Raw genomic sequence first — 17973 nt, forward strand, 5'->3', positions numbered from 1 at the left:
CTTTTTCACAGGAGGATCTGACATGGAAGATCAATTCATTCGAACTCGCATGTTGCTGGGAGATGACGCTTTTACCCGCCTTCAAAGCAGCCATGTGGCCATCTTTGGCCTGGGTGGCGTGGGCAGTTGGTGCGCAGAAGCCCTATGCCGTTCCGGGGTGGGTGAACTGACCCTCATCGATCTGGATGAACTGTCCGTGAGCAACATCAACCGGCAATCTTTTGCCGTCCACTCCACCGTAGGCATGAAAAAAGCGGAGGCTGCCGCACTCCGCTTAAGCGACATCTCCCCCACTTGTCGTCTCCACCCCATGGCAGCCCGCTACGAGGCCCAGACCCGAGAGGAGTTCTTTACCCAACCCTACGACTGTATCGTAGATGCCATTGACCTGGTCTCCTGCAAGCTGGATCTTATTGAGACCGCCCACACCCGAGGCATCCCCATGATCTCTGCCATGGGGACGGGCAATAAACTGGACGCCCAACAACTGCGCATTGCCGATCTGTCCAAAACCCAGGGGTGTCCCCTGGCTCGGGTGGTGCGCAAAGAATTGAAAGCCCGGGGGATCGTCCACCATCCTGTGGTGTTCTCCCCCGAGCTTCCCTCTCGTGCTCACGACGGGACAGAAGCGCACCCTCCGGGTCGCCGTTCCATCCCCGCCAGTTCCATGTGGGTACCCGCCAGCGCAGGACTATTGCTGGCTCAGTGGGTCATCTCCCACCTCACCGGTGTAAAAACCGCTCCTTGAAGCGCTGGACCAGCCATCTGGCCAGCAGTCCACAGCAAGTTCCAATCACCATTCCTGCCAGTACATCCGTGGGAAAATGCACTCCCACATACAGGCGAGACAATCCCATCAAGGCCGCAGCCACCAAGGCTGTGGCCTTGGCCCATTTCTGGGGCAAGGTCAAAAACAGCGCCACACCAAAGGCAAAGGCCGCCGTCGTATGCCCCGAGGGAAAAGAGTGGGGATCCGAACTGGTGACCAAGGAGACAAAGTCTTCCATGACCACCCACGGTCTGGGACGGGTAATCAGCGGTTTGATGGTAAGATTGGTCACCAAAAGGCCCAGCCCCATGGCGGTCAGGGCGGTAGCCCCTCCTTCCCTTGTTTTCCGAAAGCACAAAAGAATCAGGGCTGCTGCAATGAAGCAAAGCCCTGCATTGCCCAAGCTGGTGTAGGCGATCACCAGGGGGTTCAACCACTCCTGGCGCACAAACTGAGCAATCCAGCGCAGCGCCTGTTCATCCAGCTGCTGTATCATCTCCAACACGGTTACGCTCCTTCCCTTGACCCGCAGGCCAAGCATATTGTATAATAAATTAACGACACAATTTCTTGCATCTTGCCCCTATTCTACCGGATTTCTCCGGCATCGGCAAGATATTTTCTTGTGACCACTGAGGTGAACGATATGAAGCAACTGCTCTGCCTGTCCCACACTCCCTGGCAGGCGCGCCCCAATCGGACCCAGCAGCTGCTGGCCCGGCTCAATGATGTACAAGTTCTCTTTTTTGAACCCCCGGTACCCCGGGGCGCCGCCAAGCCCCGGCAAGGGCGTAAAATGCGCCCCCACATCACCGTCTACACGTTGCCTACCCCTCTGCTGCCCCGCTGGAGCAACGCCGCCATTCAGCGCCGCAATGACAGCAAAACCGTAGACTTCATCCAGCAGATTCTCAACCACCACCACTTTGTGGAGCCCGTGCTGTGGTGCACCGCCCCCGATCAAGCCATGTATCTGGATCACTTTGCATACAGCGGTTTGGTATATGATTGTTTCCGAGAATGGGGCGAGGAATACGTGGAGGAGGAAAGTGATCTGACCTGCCACGCAGAGGTGGTATTTGCCGCCTCCCAGGGCCTGGTGCAGCGGCTTGCCCCCTGCAACGACACCATTGTTCTTCTGCCCAACGGTGTCAATGACCGCATGTTCACCCGTCCCGGGCTCACAGTGCCCATTCAGCTGTCCAAGCTTCCCTCTCCCATTCTTGGTCGGGTGGGTGACATCAACAACCGCTTGGACTTGGCCCCTCTGGTACAAGCGGCGCAGACCCATCCCGAGTGGACCTTCCTGCTCATGGGCCGGGTCACATCCACCGTGCGTATGCATCTCAAGCACTGCCCCAACATCGTCTTGACCGGCCCCATCAACCCCGTGGAGTTGCCCGATTATCTGTACGCCTGTGACGTACTCTTTGACCTGTTTCATCGGGATCTCAAGGGCTCGGATATCATTCCCTCTCGCATGTACGAATATCTTGCATCCGGCAAACCCATTGTCACGATGATCGAATCCGACCAGGTAGAGCCATTCCCCGATGTTGTTTACACCGCATATGACTCTGCAGGCTTTATTCGCCGCTGTCGCAGGGCTTTGGAGGAAGAATCTACCATGGCCGCGCCACGCAGACAGGAATACGCCCGCAAGGCCTCTTGGGCCGGCAGAGCGCAGGTTGTCACTGAGATTTTAGAGCATACCGGGTTATTCTAACCAGCCCTCTTTTCCTTTTGGCGCTGTCACATTGTGTAAGCCTACGAAAAAAATTTTATACCTTGATTTGCGCAGGACTTTATGTATAGAATAAAGATACTTTTTGTAGAGAGGTGTTGCCCTGTGAAGGCCGAGCATTTTTCTGTTGCATCTGCCATGTCTCAGGGCATCTCTGCGTCCAAATTCCGTCCATAATCCAAACAGGCCGACTACGCTCATGTGGTTGGCCTGTTTGCTTTTTGGCATGCGTATTGTAAAGGAGACTGGAACAATGAGTAAAAAAGTCGCAATTATCATGGGTTCTGATTCGGACTGGCCTGTGGTAAAGGGTGCCTGTCAGCAACTGGCCCACTACGGCATCCCCTACGAGGCCCACATCATGAGCGCTCACCGCACTCCGGTGCAGGCCGCTGAATTTGCCCGCTCTGCCCGCAAAAACGGCTTCGGCGTGCTCATCTGTGCCGCTGGCATGGCCGCTCACCTGGCCGGTGCCTTTGCCGGCAACTCCACCCTCCCCGTCATCGGCATCCCCCTCAAGGGCGGCGCTGTGGACGGTCTGGACGCTCTCCTGGCCACGGTCCAGATGCCCAGTGGCATTCCCGTAGCCACCGTAGCTCTCAACGGTGCCAAGAACGCCGCTGTTTTGGCCGCTCAGATTCTGGCCGTGTCCGACGACGATCTGGCCGCTCGTTTGGATGAAGACCGCCAGATCATGGCCGCTCAGATCGCTGCCAAAGAGGACAAACTCCAGCAGGAGCTCTCCCAACTGTAATTTCCACCACTTGGACATAGAGAAAGGACGATGTATCATGAACAAACTGGAACAGCTGTATGAAGGAAAAGCCAAGAAGGTATTCGCCACCGAGAACCCCGACGTAGTGATCGTGTCCTACAAGGACGACGCCACAGCTTTTGACGGCACCAAGAAGGGCACCATCGTTGGCAAGGGTGTGATCAACAACCAGATGAGCAACTTCCTCATGGCCCAGCTGGAGAAGGCCGGTGTTCCCACTCACCTGGTGGAGGAGCTCAACGAGCGTGAGACCGCTGTGAAGAAGGTCTCCATCGTCCCCCTGGAAGTCATCATCCGTAACATCTCCGCCGGTTCCTTTGCCAAGCGCTACGGCGTGGAAGAAGGCATTGTCTTTGAGCAGCCCACCATCGAGTTCTCCTACAAGAACGACGACCTCCACGATCCTCTCATCAACGACTACCACGCTGTGGCTCTGAAGCTGGCCACCTGGGAGGAGATCGAGCAGATCAAGACCTATGCCTTCGCGGTCAATGAGTTTTTGAAGAAGACTCTGGCCGAGTGCGGCGTGACCCTGGTGGACTTCAAGCTGGAATTCGGCAAGACCTCCAACGGCACCATTGTTCTGGCCGACGAGATCAGCCCCGACACCTGCCGCTTCTGGGACTCCAAGACCGGCGAGAAGCTGGACAAGGATCGTTTCCGTCGTGACCTTGGTAACGTTGAGGGCGCTTATCAGGAGATGAGCCGTCGCCTCATGGGCAAGTAATTTACTAGGAGGAACAGCATGGGAGGCTTTTTTGGCGCCGTCTCCAAGCGGGACGTGACTCTTGATATCTTTTTCGGCGTGGATTACCACTCTCATCTGGGCACTCGTCGGGGCGGCATGATCATTCATGACGCCACCGACGGCTTCCAGCGTCAGATCCACTCCATCGAAAACACCCCCTTCCGCACCAAGTTCGAGAAGGATCTCCACGACTTTCACGGTTGCAGCGGCATCGGCTGTATCAGTGACACCGACCCTCAGCCCCTGCTGGTGCGCTCCCACCTGGGCCTGTACGCCATCACCACCGTGGGCGTGATCACCAACACCGATCAGCTGGTGGCCGAGCACTTCTCCACCCCTGGTCACCAATTCATGGCCATGAGCTCCGGCAAGGTCAACTCCACCGAGCTCACCGCCGCCCTCATCAACCAGAAAACCAACCTCATTGACGGCATCCGCCACGCGCAAGAGCAGATTGAAGGGTCTATGACCCTGCTCATCCTCACCGACCGGGGTGAGATCATTGCCGCCCGTGACCGCCTGGGCCGTCTGCCGGTGCTCATCGGCAAGGGCCCCGAGGGCCACTGTGTGTCCTTTGAGTCTTTTGCCTACCACAAGCTGGGCTACGAAGATGCCTACGAGCTGGGCCCCCGGGAAATCGTTCAGGTCACCGCCGACGGCTTCCAAACCTTGGTGCCCGCCGGCGATGAGATGAAGATCTGTGCCTTCCTGTGGACCTACTACGGCTACCCCAACTCCAACTACGAGGGGGTCAACGTAGAGGTCATGCGCTACCGCAACGGCGAAATCATGGCCCGGGACGAGAAGGCCCGGGGCGTCCAGCCCGACGTGGACTTTGTGGCTGGTGTGCCTGACTCCGGTGTACCCCATGCCATCGGCTACGCCAACAAAAGCGGCAAACAGTTTGCCCGTCCCTTCGTGAAATACACCCCCACCTGGCCCCGATCCTTTATGCCGGCCAATCAAGAGGTGCGCAACCAGGTGGCCAAGATGAAGCAAATCCCCGTGCCCGAGCTCATCCAGGACAAGAAGCTTCTGTTCGTGGATGACTCCATCGTCCGTGGCACCCAGCTGCGGGAGACTGTCGACTTCCTCTACGAGTCGGGCGCCAAGGAAGTACACATGCGCTCTGCCTGCCCCCCTATCATGTACAGCTGCAAGTATCTCAACTTCTCCCGGGGCAATTCCGACATGGACCTGCTGGCCCGCCGCACCATCCAGGAGCTGGAGGGTGACGAAGGCCAGAAGCACCTGGAGGAATACGCCGACGCCCACACGGAGCGTGGCCAGTGCATGCTCAAGGCCATCTGTGAGAAGATGGGCTTTGACTCTTTGGGCTACCAGTCTCTGGACGGCCTGCTGGAGTCCATTGGCCTGGATCGTGACAAGGTGTGCACCTACTGCTGGAACGGAAAGGAGTAATTTCCATGAATCATTCTGACTCTCACTCTGCTTCTTACGCCGCTGCCGGCGTGGACGTCACCGCCGGTTACGAGGCGGTGCGCCGCATCAAGCCCATGGTGGAATCCACCTACATTCCCGGGGTCATGGGTACCCTGGGTGGCTTCGGCGGCATGTTTGCCCCTGACATGAGCGGCATGAAAAAGCCTGTGCTGGTGTCCGGCACTGACGGCGTGGGCACCAAGCTGAAGCTGGCGTTTCTCATGAACAAGCACGACACCGTGGGCATTGACTGCGTGGCCATGTGTGTCAACGACATCATCTGCGGTGGCGCCATGCCCCTGTTTTTCCTGGACTACATCGCCTGCGGCAAGAACGATCCCGCCCGCATCGCTGACATTGTCACCGGCATCACCGAGGGCTGCCGTCAGGCTGGCTGTGCCCTGGTGGGCGGTGAGACCGCCGAGATGCCCGGCTTCTACCCCGTGGACGAGTACGACCTGGCCGGGTTCTCCGTTGGTATGGTGGACGAGGAGAAGATCATTGACGGCAAGTCCCTGGCCGAAGGCGATGTGCTCATCGGTCTGGCCTCCTCCGGCGTGCACTCCAACGGCTTCTCCCTGGTGCGCAAAGTCTTTGATGTGGAGCACGCCGACCTCACCACCCCCATGGATGAGCTGAACGGCAAGAGCCTGGGTGAGGCCCTGCTGGAGCCCACCCGCATCTATGTCAAGGCCGTGAAGGCCGTGCTGGGCGCTGGTGTGGATGTCCACGCCGTCAGCCACATCACCGGCGGCGGCTTCTATGAGAATGTGCCCCGCATGATGGTGGACGGCCTCACCGCCCAGATCAAGCTGGACTCCTTCCCCACCCTTCCCATCTTCTCCCTCATCCAGAAGGCAGGCAACATCCCCGCTCGGGATATGTACAACACCTTCAACATGGGCATCGGCATGATTTTGGCCGTTCCCGCCGCCCAGGCCCAGGCCGCTCTGGACGCTCTGGCTCAGGCTGGCGAAACCGCCTACCAGATCGGCAGCGTGGTCGCTGGCGAGGCTGGCGTGGAGCTGGTGTGATCCATGGGTAAGCGTATTGCCGTTTTGGTGTCCGGTGGCGGCACCAACCTGCAAGCCCTCATTGACGCCCAAGCTCGGGGCGAGTTGGGCGGCGGCACCATTGCCGCCGTCATCTCTTCCAAAGCCGGAGCGTATGCCCTGGAGCGGGCGGAGATAGCGGAGATTCCCCACTATGTCATCCCCCGCAAGGAGCACCCCTCCAACCAGGCCATGACCCAGGCTCTGGTGACCAAGCTCAAAGACCTGGACATTGACCTTGTGGTGCTGGCAGGCTTTATGATTATTCTTACCCAAGAGATGGTGCAGGCCTACCCCAACGCCATCTTGAACGTCCACCCCGCCCTCATCCCCTCTTTCTGCGGAGAGGGCTGCTACGGCCTCCATGTCCACGAGAAGGCGCTGGAGTACGGAGTGAAGGTGTCCGGCGCCACCGTCCATTTCGTCTCCGAGGAGTGCGACGGCGGCCCCATTGTGCTGCAAAAGGCAGTTGCCGTGGAGGAGGGGGACACCCCCGAGACCTTGCAGCGACGCATCATGGAGCAGGCCGAGTGGCACATCCTGCCCCAGGCCGTCTCCCTGTTCTGCCAAGACCGGCTCCGTGTAGAGGGCCGGGTGGTTCACATTCTGCCCCCCCAAGCTTGACAAAAGCGCTCAGGGCATGATATATTTAACAGGCTATATGACTGACGGAAGTGGGTTGACCACAGGGAGTATGGCCGTAGAAATGCCGACCGTCTGGGCGCACCTATGTTGTGGATAGGTGCGCCCTTTTTCTTTGAAACACATTGAGGAGGTACCACTATGACAACTTTGGATCTGTGCCAGGAGCTGTCCCGCAACCCCTATCCCGGCCGTGGCATCGTGCTGGGCCGCACCGCCGACAACAAGCAGGCGGTGATTGCCTATTTCATCATGGGCCGTAGCGAGAACAGCCGCAACCGTATCTTCGAGGAGACCGAGGATGGCATCCGCACCCGGGCCTTTGACGAGAGCAAGATGACCGATCCCTCCCTGATCATCTACCACCCCGTGCGCCAGGTGGGTGAGGACACCATCGTCACCAACGGCGACCAGACCGACACCATCCAGCAAGGCCTGTTGGCCGGCAAAACCTTTGCCGAGTCTCTGCGCTCCCGCTGCTTCGAGCCCGATCCCCCCAACTACACCCCTCGCATTTCCGGTTTGCTCCTCAAAGATGGCAGCTACAAGCTGTCCATTCTGAAGTCCGCCTACGGCAACCCCGACTGCAACCTGCGCTACTTCTACGAGTATGACGCTCCCCTGCCCGGCACCGGACACTTCATCCACACCTATCAGGAAAACCTGGACCCCCTGCCCTCCTTCGAGGGGGAACCCCGCCTGGTGGCCATCACCGCCCCTGATGCGGAAACCCTGGCTGGGGACCTGTGGCTGTCCCTCAACGACGAGAACAAGGTCTCCCTCTTCGTCCGCTACATCGACCTGGAGACCGGAGACACCGAGACTTCCATCATCAACAAACACTGGGAGGTTTAATCCATGACTGAACTGGAACTGAAATACGGCTGTAACCCCAACCAAAAGCCCGCCCGCATCTACATGGACCAAGGTGAGCTGCCCATCACCGTGCTCAACGGCAAGCCCGGCTACATCAACTTCATGGACGCCCTCAACTCCTGGCAGCTGGTGAAGGCTTTGAAGAAGGCCACCGGCCTGCCCGCCGCTGCCTCCTTCAAGCATGTCTCCCCCGCTGGCGCCGCTCTGGGTACCCCCCTCACCGACGTGGAAAAGCAGATCTATTTCGCCGACGGGTTTGACACCTCCCCCATCGCCTGCGCCTACATCAAGGCCCGTGGCGCAGATCGTCTGTGCTCCTACGGCGACTGGGCCGCCCTGTCCGACGTGTGCGACGAGGCCACCGCTCGCTTCCTGGCCATGGAGGTCTCCGACGGCATCATCGCCCCCGGTTACACCGACGAGGCCCTGGCCATTCTCAAGACCAAGAAGAAGGGCAACTACAACGTGGTGCAGATTGACCCCAACTACGAGCCCGCCCCCATTGAGACCCGCCACATCTACGGCATCACCTTCCAGCAGGGCTACAACAACTTTGAGATCAACGAGAGCCTGCTGGACAACATCGTCACCGAGAACAAGGAGCTGCCCGAGGCTGCCCGCCATGACCTGCTTCTCTCCCTGCTGACTTTGAAGTACACCCAGTCCAACTCCGTGTGCTACGTCAAGAACGGCCAGACCATCGGCGTGGGCGCCGGTCAGCAGAGCCGTATCCACTGCACCCGTCTGGCTGGCTCCAAGGCGGACAACTGGATGCTGCGTCAGCATCCCAAGGTTCTGGGCCTCCAGTTCGTGGACAACATCCGCCGTCCCAACCGGGACAACGCCATCGACGTGTACATTTCCGACGAGTATGAGGATGTGCTGGCCGAGGGCGTGTGGCAGGAGACCTTCAAGGTCAAGCCCGAACCCCTCACCCGCGAGGAGAAAAAGGCCTGGATCGCCCAGATGCACGGCGTGTCTGTGGGCTCCGACGCCTTCTTCCCCTTCGGCGACAACGTGGAACGGGCCCGCAAGTCCGGCGTGGAGTACATCGCCCAGCCCGGCGGCTCCATCCGGGACGACAATGTCATCGACACCTGCAACAAGTACGGCATCGTCATGGCCTTCACCGGCATGCGGCTGTTCCACCACTAAGAGGAGGGTTCTTTCATGAGAGTTCTCGTTGTGGGCAGCGGTGGCCGGGAGCACGCCATCTGCTGGAAACTGGCCCAGTCCCCCAAGGTCACCGAGCTGTTCTGCGCCCCCGGCAACGCCGGCATCGCCCAGGTAGCCACCTGTGTGGATGTCAAGGCCACCGATGTGCCTGGCATGGTGGCTTGGGCCAAGGAAAACCACATGGATTTCGTCATGGTGGCTCCCGACGATCCCCTGGCCATGGGCATGGTGGACGCTCTGGAGAAGGCGGGCATCCCCGCCTTTGGTCCCCGGGCCAACGCCGCCATCATTGAGGCCAGCAAAGCTTTCTCCAAAGAGCTGATGGCCAAGTACCACATTCCCACCGCTGCCTATGCCACCTTCACCGAGCTGGACAAGGCTCTGGCTTACATTGAGGAGCAGGGCGCTCCCATCGTGGTCAAAGCCGACGGCCTGGCCCTGGGTAAGGGCGTGGTGGTAGCCTCCACCGTGGAGGAGGCCAAACAGGCCGCCACCGAGATGATGGCAGACAAGAAGTTCGGCGCCTCCGGCTCCACCGTGGTCATCGAAGAGTGCATGACCGGCCCCGAGGTCACCGTTCTGGCCTTTGCCGACGGCAAGCATGTGGTTCCCATGCCCGCCAGCCAGGACCACAAGCGGGCCTTTGACGGCAACCAGGGTCCCAACACCGGCGGTATGGGCGCCATCTCTCCCCCGCCCCAGTACACCCCCGAGATTGCCAAGCAGTGCATGGAGGAGATTTTCCAACCCACCATTGACGCGCTCCAGGCGGAGGGTCGTCCCTTCCAGGGTGTCATCTACTTCGGTCTGATGCTCACCCCCAAGGGCCCCCGGGTGGTGGAGTATAACGCCCGCTTTGGCGATCCTGAGTGCCAGGTGGTGCTCTCCCTGCTGGACACCGACTTGATGGACGTGCTCCAGGCCTGTGTAAACGGCACTCTGGATCAGCTGGATATCCAGTGGAAGAAGGAAGCCGGATGCGTGCTGGTGCTGGCCTCCGGCGGCTATCCCCTGGACTACAAGAAGGGGTATCCTATCACCGGACTGGAGGAAGCCGGAAAGGCTTCTGTGGTGTTCCACGCCGGAACCGCTCAGAAGGACGGTCAGTTCGTCACCAACGGTGGCCGAGTGTTGGGCGTGACCACCACCGCTCCCACCTTGGAGGAAGCCATTGCCAAAGCCTACGAGGCAGGCAAACATATCTCCTTCACCGACATGCACTTCCGCACCGACATTGGACACGCATTTTAAGGAGTAGACCTATGGTAACCTTAGCCCAACGCATCACCGAACTGCGCACCCAAAAAGGCATGAGCCGCCCGGAGTTGTCTCTGGCTCTGGGCCTGCCCAAAACCGCGGTAGAAAAGTTCGAGACAGGTCGTCAAACTCCCACCCAGGATCAGCAGAAGAAAATGGCTGCCTACTTTGGCGTATCTCTGTTCTATCTGCGGGGTGAGAGCAGCGATCCCACCACCCAGGACAACTGGATGAACGGCTCCTTCCCCGAGGAGCCGGTGGATGTTCCGTCCAGAACCAAGCCTGTCTCTGCCCCCGCTCCCCGCTCTCACGGGGGGACAGGCAACATGCTGGACCCCATTTTGAAAAGCGACGGATTCCAGCAGGCCCTCCGGGCCGCCGTGCTGGATGTCCTGCGCTCCAAAGAGGGCCAGCAGCTGCTGGAGCAGGCTGTGGCTCGATACATGCGTAGCAAATAAACCCTGACAATAAAAAAAGATCGGACCGGGAGATTTTCTCCCAGTCCGATCTTTTTTTGTGTCATAAGAGCGGTGCAAACACCTGTAACACCTCACGCCCCAAGCGTCGATAGTAGGGTACGCTCTTGCACTGCTCCAGCGTCACCTCCACGCTCTTGTCCTGGGTGCTCAAAAAGTCGTTGCGGACTTCATGGACGGTGGGGGTTCCATAGAGGAGCACTCCATTTTCAAAGTGCAGGAACATGCTGCGGTAGTCCATGTTCACCGTACCCACGGTGGCGTAGCAGTCATCCACCACGAAGTTTTTGCTGTGAATGAATCCGGGGGTATACTCATAGATTTTCACTCCTGCGGCCAGCAGCTCATCGTAATGGGCCCGGGTCACCTCAAACACCGTCTTTTTATCGGGGATGTGCGGAGTAATGATGCGCACGTCCACCCCTGACTTGGCTGCGGTGGTGAGGGCCACCGTCATGGAGTAATCAATGACCAGATAAGGCGTTGTGATATACACATACCGCTTGGCCCGGTTGATAAGGTTGAGGTACACCGACAGCCCCACCGGCTCATTGTCCCAGGGGCAGTCCTGGTAGGGCTGGATATAGCCCACTTCGCTCCAGCCCGAAGGATCGGGCCGATAGCTGTCAAAATCCTCCTGGCTGTTTTCGGTAAAGTCCCACATGGAGAGGAAGGACACGGTCATAGACCACACCGCATCCCCCTCCAGGCGGATGGCAGAATCCTTCCAGTGACCAAATCGAGCTTTCACATTGATATACTCGTCGGCCATGTTGATGCCACCGGTAAAGGCCACCTGCCCGTCAATAATCATATACTTTCGGTGGTCCCGGTTGTTCTGGCGCAGGGAGATCACCGGCAAAATGCGGTTGAACACTCGGCACTGGATTCCCAACTTTTCCAGTCGCTCCGGATAGTCGGCAGGTAAGGTGAAAATGGAACCCACATCATCGTAAATGACCCGCACTTCCACCCCCTGCTGCACCTTCACTTGCAGCACGTCCAGAATGGAATTCCAGAGTTTCCCCTCTTCAATGATGAAGTATTCAATGAAAATATACCGTTTGGCTCCCCAAAGAGCGGAAAGAATATCGCTGTAGCAGTTGTCCCCCAGGGGATAATAGTGACTTTTGGTGTTGCCATACACCGGGCAGTGGGCCACACGCTCCAGATAGTTGGCCATACACGCCGCATCCGAGCCGATGAGCTGCGTGAGCGCCCCAGATCGGTGGCATTCATCCCCCAGGTTCTGGAAAATTTTATCCTCCATGATGCGCAGGCGCTTCTGGTTGAACTTGGACAGATGGTTTCCACCCAAGAGCAGATAGGCCAGAGAGCCAAAGGGCATCAGGCCCAGCACAATGATGATCCAGCTGATTTTATAGCCTGGATTGCTGTTGCTGGCCACAATCCACACCACCACCAGAATAGATAACACCAAAAACATCCCATGAATGACGTTGTAGAAGGGCATCTCTTGCAGTCTGGACAGGGCGAAGACATAAAAGCCTATTTGGATGACAATGAGGCCAGCCATAATGCCTACCCGGTGAAAGAGCAGGCTTCCCACATGTGTCAAGATTCGATTCATGGTCTTCACCTCTTATCGTACCACTACGCTGTCCACACCCAGCTTCTCTTTCAGTTCGTCCAACAGAGCAGTGTGGTGGAGACAGGTGGTCAGCAGCTTCTTGCCGCTGTCCTGCAAGTACACAATGGTCCGCTCCTTCCCCGGGAACATGCTCAACAGCTTTTTCAGCCACACCAGGGATTCCTCCCCGTCGGGCAGGCGAATCCACAAGGTATCCGCGTCAGCGGTACGCTTCTGCGTCGGTTCCGGTTCCGACGGCATTTCCTCACTGAGGGGGCCCACCCAGTCAGCCATGATCTGGGGTTCCTTTTCATCCCGCTGGGACAGCCGCCCGGTAACAGCCACTGGAAGCCCGGCTTTCAGGTAGTGGCCGCACTCCCCCAGTACCCGGGAGAACACCATCAGCTCCATCGTACCCGTGGCATCCTCCAGGTTGACATAGGCCATAAGGGTATTGTTCTTGGTGGTCTTGGTCTTCACCGAAGCAACCACTCCGGCCACGGTCACCTTCTGCCCGTCGGAAAAGCGGGGCGGCTGGTCTCCCTCCTCATTGCAGCCCTGGAGCAGCGTGGCGATGGGCACTGCACGGAGCTTTTGCACTTGGCGGCGGTACTGATCCATGGGATGGCCAGAGAGATACAGGCCGGTAACCTCTTTCTCCATGGCCATGAGCTCGGCGGGAGAAAACTCGGGGATGTCCGGCAACTTCATCTCCGGCTCCAGGCTTTCCTGCCCACCAAAGAGATCAAACTGCCCCTCCAGCTTCTGCCGCTGGTCCCGCAAAATGGAGTCCACCACCTGCTCAAACACCTTCAAAAGCTGGCTGCGGCGGTAGCCCATGCGGTCAAAGCAACCAGCCCGGATAAGACTTTCCAGCACCCGCTTATTCAGGTCGTTTTGGCTCATGCGAGCACAGAAGTCTGGGAAGGACGTGAAAGGCCCGTCCTGCTGCCGCTGGGCCAACACGGCGTTGACAAAGCCGCGGCCCACTCCCTTGAGGGCAGCCAGACCGAAACGGATGTTGTTCCCGGATACCGTGAAGCTCAAACCCGACTCGTTGATATCCGGAGGGAGCAGCGCAATTCCGTTCTCCTTACACTCAGCGATATACTCCGCCACCTTGTCCTGGGAATCCAGCACCGAGGTGAGCAGGGCCGCCATGTACTCCCGGGTATAGTGGTACTTAAACCACGCGGTCTGATAGGCCACAATGGCGTAGCTCACCGCATGGGCCTTGTTAAAGGCGTAGTTGGCAAAAGCGTAAATCTCGTCGTAGATGGACTGGGCATCCTCGGCCGGAATGCCCCGGGCCACGCAGCCTTCAATGTTGCGCTGAGGATCGCCGTGGATGAAGGCCTCTCGCTCCCGCTCAATGTCCTTGACCTTCTTTTTACTCATAGCCCGGCGCACCATGTCGGCCTGGCCCAGAGAGTAGCCCGCCAGGCGACGGAAAATCTCAATGACCTGCTCCTGGTACACAATGCAACCGTAGGTAACGGACAAAATGGGCTCCAGGGCGGGATTCCGGTAGGAGATGCACCGGGGGTCATGCTTGCTGGCAATGAACTTAGGAATGGAGTCCATGGGGCCGGGACGGTACAGGGCAATGATAGCGGTGATATCCTCAGTGTTCTGAGGTTTCAGCCCCACACACACGCCAGTCATGCCGGTGGATTCCATCTGGAACACGCCAGACGTGCGCCCTTCCGAGAGCATTTGGAACACCCCCGGGTCGTCGTCCCGGATGTCGCTCATGGAAAACTCCGGATGGTGCTCCCGCACCATCTTCACTGCGTCATCCAGAATGGTGAGATTTCGCAGCCCCAAAAAGTCCATTTTCAAAAGGCCCAGCTCTTCCAGGGTCACCATGGTGTACTGGGTCACCGCCAAATCGTCGTTGGTGGCCAGGGGCACATACTCATACACCGGGCGGCGGGTGATGACCACGCCGGCGGCATGGGTGGAGGCGTTGCGGGGCATGCCCTCCAGCTTTCGGGCCATGTCCACCAGCTGCTTGACCTTTTCATTGCCATTGTACAGGTCTGCCAGCCCCTTGGACAGCACCAGGGCCTTATCCAAGGTCATATCCAGGGCAAAAGGCACCTGCTTGGCAATGGCATCCACTTCCGCATAGGGCATGTCCATGACACGGCCCACGTCGCGGATAGCAGCCTTGGCCTTCATGGTACCAAAGGTGACAATCTGGGCCACATGATCCTCTCCGTACTTGCGGGAGACGTAGTCGATAACCTCCTGGCGGCGGCGAATGCAGAAGTCGATATCAATATCTGGCATGGTCACTCGCTCGGGATTGAGGAATCGCTCGAAGTAGAGATTGTACTTCATGGGGTCGATATCGGTGATATACAGGCAGTAGGACACCATGGAGCCAGCAGCAGAACCACGGCCAGGGCCCACAGGAATCCCCTGGCTCTTGGCATAGCCAATGAAGTCGGAGACAATGAGAAAGTAATCCACAAATCCCATGCGGCGGATCATGTTCATCTCCATCTCCAGACGCTGCTGGTAATCCTCCCCCGCCTGGGGATACCGCTGGGCAAATCCCTTTCGGCACAGACGCTCAAAGTAGGCGTCTCCGTCCGTCTCCCCTTCCGGCAGTTTAAACTCGGGCAAGTGATGCACGCCAAATTGAAAATCCACCTGACACATCTGGGCGATCTTGGCGGTGTTCTGAATGGCCTCCGGGCATTGGGGAAACAGCTGCGCCATTTCCTCCTCGCTTTTGATGTAGAACTCTTGGGTCTCAAAGCGCATGCGGTCGGTGTCCTCCAGCCGCTTGCCCGTCTGGACACACATAAGCACGTCCTGCATCACCGAGTCCTCCCGGGTGAGATAGTGGGCGTCGTTGGTGGCCACCAGAGGAATCCCCGTCTCGGCGTGGAGGCGGAAGATACCTGCATTCACTTGCTTTTGTTGAGGAATGCCGTGATCCTGGATTTCCAGGTAATAGCTGTCCTCCCCAAAGATGTCCCGCATCTCCAACGCGTGGGCCAAGGCCCCCTGGTAATCCCCCGCCATGAGCCGCCGGGGAATTTCTCCGCCCAGGCAGGCAGACAGGGCGATGAGCCCCTCACTGTGGGCCCGCAGCAATGCCATGTCCACCCGAGGCTTCCCGTAAAAGCCCTCCACGTAGGCCATAGATACCAGATAGCTGAGGTTGCGGTATCCCGTCTCGTTTTTACACAGCAAAACCAGGTGGCGGGGGGCTCCATCCAGCTCCCGGGTGCGGTCGAACCGGGAGCGGGGAGCCACGTACACCTCACAGCCGATGATGGGCTTGATGCCAGCCCCCAGACAGGCACGATAGAAGTCCACCGCGCCAAACATCACGCCGTGGTCGGTGATGGCCACCGCCTCCTGCCCCAACTCCTTCACCCGCTCCACCAACTGCTTGATGCGGCAGGCTCCATCCAGCAAGGAATATTCGGTATGTACGTGTAGATGGACAAATGCCATGGGTTGCTCCTCCTGTGTAAAAACTATGGTGATTGGATTATGTCTGGGCCAGCCGAGCCAGCTTGCGCAGACGGTGATTGAAGGCAGATTTGCTCACCGGCGGAGTACAAAGCTCTGCCAGCTGAGCCAGGGTCAGCTCTGGATGGGCCATGCGCAAATCCACCGCTTCTTTCAGTTTCTCCGGTAAATCCTCCAGCATACCCCGCTCTTCCAAGCGATAGATGGCCTCCATCTGCCACCGAGCCGCCTCCACCGTTTTGTCCAGGTTGGCGGCATCGCAGTTGACCCGGCGGTTGACACTGCCCCGCAAGTCCCGCTCCAACTTGGCGGTCATGATCTCCATGGCGGAGACAGGCGCCCCAATGGTGGTGAGAAAATCCTCAATATGGTGGCTTTGTTTGAAATAAGTCACGTGATTTCCCTTCCGTTGGGTGTCCTTGGGGGTAAAGTCCAGCTCTTGGAGCAGAGCAATGCTCTCCCGTCCCACGGCAGCGTGGGAGGTGGCCAATTCCAGGTGATAGCTCTTCCCCGGGTCGGTCACCGAACCGCCCGCCAAAAAAGCCCCTCGGAAAAAGGCGGTCTGGCAGTGCTCCTCCTCCAAGTGTGCGAAATTGATGTGCAGGGACACGGAGGAATCCCGCTCCAGGCCAAAGGTGTCAAACACCGTGTGGAGTTTCTGGGGGTCTTCCAACAAAAAGCTGCCCTTCCCCTCCCCTGCGGCTGGCAGCGCATCGAACTCCACCCGGAATGCCTTGCGGAACAGAACCGGCAGCCGCTGCTTGAGCTGAGGAGATTCTGTGATGATGCGCACCTGCCGGGCATGGAAGGTGTTGCAGTAGAGCAAAATTCCATAGGCCTCCGCTTGCGCACAACAGCGGCGGTTCACCGGCTGTCGGCACAGTTCCTGTTTTACTTGGGCAGAAAAGGTCACATGCATCTGCTCCTTTATCAAAAAGTCTTAGTATGGGCCCGCTGTTGATACAAATCCAGCACCGCTTGGGCCACTTTGTCCCCGGAATGGCGAGCAAAATCCTTCTGATCCTCGGTCAAAGGACGACAGACTACCTCTGCCCCCAAAATCTCCAATTCCTGTCGGTCCACCACCAGGGGCACCGCATCCTCCTGACGGTACCGGTTGAGCATCTCCCCGGAAATGGTGGCCGAGTTACATAGGCACAAATCCACCAACTCTGCCCCGCCGTGCTCCAGAAGAGCCGCCAAGTGCTCCGAAGCGGTCATACCCTCCGTTTCCCCGTCCTGGGTCATAATGTTGCAGATGTAAATCTTCAACGCTTTGCTGTCCTCGATGGCCTGAGAAATACCGTCCACCAAAAGATTGGGAATGACGCTGGTGTACAGACTTCCCGGCCCCAGAAGGATGATATCCGCCCGGGCCAGGGCCTCCAAGGCCGCAGGCAAGGCCGGCGGATGCTCCGGAATGAGATTCACGTGGTGAATCCCGCAGTTTTGCTGCTTTTTAAAGGCAAAAATCTTGGATTCACCCCGAACACGGGTGCCGTTTTCAAATACCGCTTCCAGCTGGATATCTTCGTTGGTGACCGGGAGAATGGTGCCACGAATGGCCAAAACCTGGCTCATCTGAGCCACCGCCTGGTCAAAGGAAGGGGCAATCCCGTCCAGCGCCGCCAAGAGCAGGTTGCCAAAGGCCTGACCGGCCAAACGCCCCTCAGGGTAGCGGTAGGCCAACAACTTCCGCATCAGCGATTCCTCGTCGGCCAGGGCCTCCATACAGTTTCGGATATCCCCGGGTGGGGGCATGCCCAGTTCCTCCCGTAAAGTGCCTGATCCACCGCCATCATCGGCCACAGTGACAATGGCCGTGAGATCGTCGGTGACATTTTTCAGCCCCCGCAAAATGGCAGACAGGCCGTGGCCGCCGCCAATGGCCACAATGGCTGGGCCCATTTTATGATTGTTTCCATTCAT

At 58.4% G+C, this 17973-nt stretch carries 16 protein-coding genes and 1 riboswitch; of the genes, 11 read left to right on the top strand and 5 right to left on the bottom strand.

The annotated features are described in order from the left end of the window. Positions 1-22 precede the first annotated feature (22 nt). The gene (locus B5G37_RS08780; protein ID WP_087256544.1) at positions 23-748 is read left to right on the top strand and encodes a tRNA threonylcarbamoyladenosine dehydratase; all 726 of its coding nucleotides are present in this window, start codon (positions 23-25) and stop codon (positions 746-748) included. Here the strand turns inward: B5G37_RS08780 and B5G37_RS08785 are convergent. Beyond that, positions 723-1265, bottom strand: a complete 543-nt coding sequence (locus tag B5G37_RS08785; RefSeq protein WP_242962843.1) for a phosphatase PAP2 family protein — start codon at positions 1263-1265, stop codon at positions 723-725. The two genes, B5G37_RS08780 and B5G37_RS08785, sit on opposite strands and share 26 nt — an antisense overlap. 150 nt (positions 1266-1415) lie before the next feature. On the opposite strand from B5G37_RS08785, the gene B5G37_RS08790 reads away from it, so the two are divergent. From B5G37_RS08790 to B5G37_RS08835, 10 genes are all read left to right on the top strand, one after another. After that, on the top strand, positions 1416-2495 hold the full coding sequence (locus tag B5G37_RS08790; protein ID WP_087256548.1) for a hypothetical protein: 1080 nt from the start codon (positions 1416-1418) through the stop codon (positions 2493-2495). Positions 2496-2766: 271 nt separating this feature from the next. Next, positions 2767-3267 carry a 5-(carboxyamino)imidazole ribonucleotide mutase gene (purE, locus tag B5G37_RS08795; RefSeq protein ID WP_087256550.1) on the top strand — a complete coding sequence of 167 codons (501 nt, stop codon included), beginning with the start codon at positions 2767-2769 and terminating at the stop codon, positions 3265-3267. Positions 3268-3304: 37 nt separating this feature from the next. After that, entirely contained in the window at positions 3305-4015 is a 711-nt protein-coding gene (purC, locus tag B5G37_RS08800) for a phosphoribosylaminoimidazolesuccinocarboxamide synthase (protein WP_087256552.1), read from the top strand. 18 nt (positions 4016-4033) lie between these two features. Beyond that, positions 4034-5458, top strand: coding sequence for an amidophosphoribosyltransferase (locus B5G37_RS08805; protein WP_087256554.1), 1425 nt, complete (start codon positions 4034-4036; stop codon positions 5456-5458). A 5-nt stretch (positions 5459-5463) separates the two neighbouring features. Further along, positions 5464-6513 carry a phosphoribosylformylglycinamidine cyclo-ligase gene (gene purM, locus B5G37_RS08810; RefSeq protein ID WP_087256556.1) on the top strand — a complete coding sequence of 350 codons (1050 nt, stop codon included), beginning with the start codon at positions 5464-5466 and terminating at the stop codon, positions 6511-6513. A 3-nt stretch (positions 6514-6516) separates the two neighbouring features. Beyond that, a complete protein-coding gene (gene purN / locus B5G37_RS08815) occupies positions 6517-7155 on the top strand; it encodes a phosphoribosylglycinamide formyltransferase (RefSeq protein WP_087256557.1) in 639 nt (212 codons plus the stop codon). Positions 7156-7182: 27 nt separating this feature from the next. After that, positions 7183-7261: riboswitch (ZMP/ZTP riboswitch) on the top strand. Between the two features lie 53 nt (positions 7262-7314). Continuing rightward, on the top strand, positions 7315-8028 hold the full coding sequence (locus tag B5G37_RS08820; RefSeq protein ID WP_087256559.1) for an IMP cyclohydrolase: 714 nt from the start codon (positions 7315-7317) through the stop codon (positions 8026-8028). 3 nt (positions 8029-8031) lie between these two features. Continuing rightward, positions 8032-9204 (top strand): phosphoribosylaminoimidazolecarboxamide formyltransferase, encoded by a 1173-nt coding sequence (locus tag B5G37_RS08825; RefSeq protein WP_087256561.1) that lies wholly within the window; start codon positions 8032-8034, stop codon positions 9202-9204. A gap of 15 nt (positions 9205-9219) precedes the next feature. Beyond that, positions 9220-10476: a phosphoribosylamine--glycine ligase gene (gene purD, locus B5G37_RS08830; protein WP_087256563.1), complete on the top strand. Its 1257-nt coding sequence runs from the start codon at positions 9220-9222 to the stop codon at positions 10474-10476. Positions 10477-10487: 11 nt separating this feature from the next. Next, the gene (locus tag B5G37_RS08835; protein WP_087256565.1) at positions 10488-10940 is read left to right on the top strand and encodes a helix-turn-helix transcriptional regulator; all 453 of its coding nucleotides are present in this window, start codon (positions 10488-10490) and stop codon (positions 10938-10940) included. Positions 10941-11001: 61 nt separating this feature from the next. On the opposite strand, the gene cls is transcribed toward B5G37_RS08835, so the two are convergent. Genes cls through B5G37_RS08855 form a run of 4 tightly spaced genes read right to left on the bottom strand, consistent with a single transcriptional unit; the run spans position 11002 to position 17973 of the window. After that, positions 11002-12549: a cardiolipin synthase gene (cls, locus tag B5G37_RS08840; protein WP_087256567.1), complete on the bottom strand. Its 1548-nt coding sequence runs from the start codon at positions 12547-12549 to the stop codon at positions 11002-11004. A gap of 12 nt (positions 12550-12561) precedes the next feature. Next, entirely contained in the window at positions 12562-16026 is a 3465-nt protein-coding gene (locus B5G37_RS08845) for a DNA polymerase III subunit alpha (RefSeq protein ID WP_087256568.1), read from the bottom strand. A gap of 37 nt (positions 16027-16063) precedes the next feature. Further along, complete coding sequence (whiA, locus tag B5G37_RS08850) at positions 16064-16957, bottom strand: DNA-binding protein WhiA (protein WP_087256570.1); 894 nt, start codon at positions 16955-16957, stop codon at positions 16064-16066. 17 nt (positions 16958-16974) lie between these two features. After that, a complete protein-coding gene (locus tag B5G37_RS08855) occupies positions 16975-17973 on the bottom strand; it encodes a gluconeogenesis factor YvcK family protein (protein ID WP_087256572.1) in 999 nt (332 codons plus the stop codon).

This window comes from Pseudoflavonifractor sp. An85 (assembly GCF_002161235.1).
GTDB lineage: Bacteria > Bacillota > Clostridia > Oscillospirales > Oscillospiraceae > Enterenecus.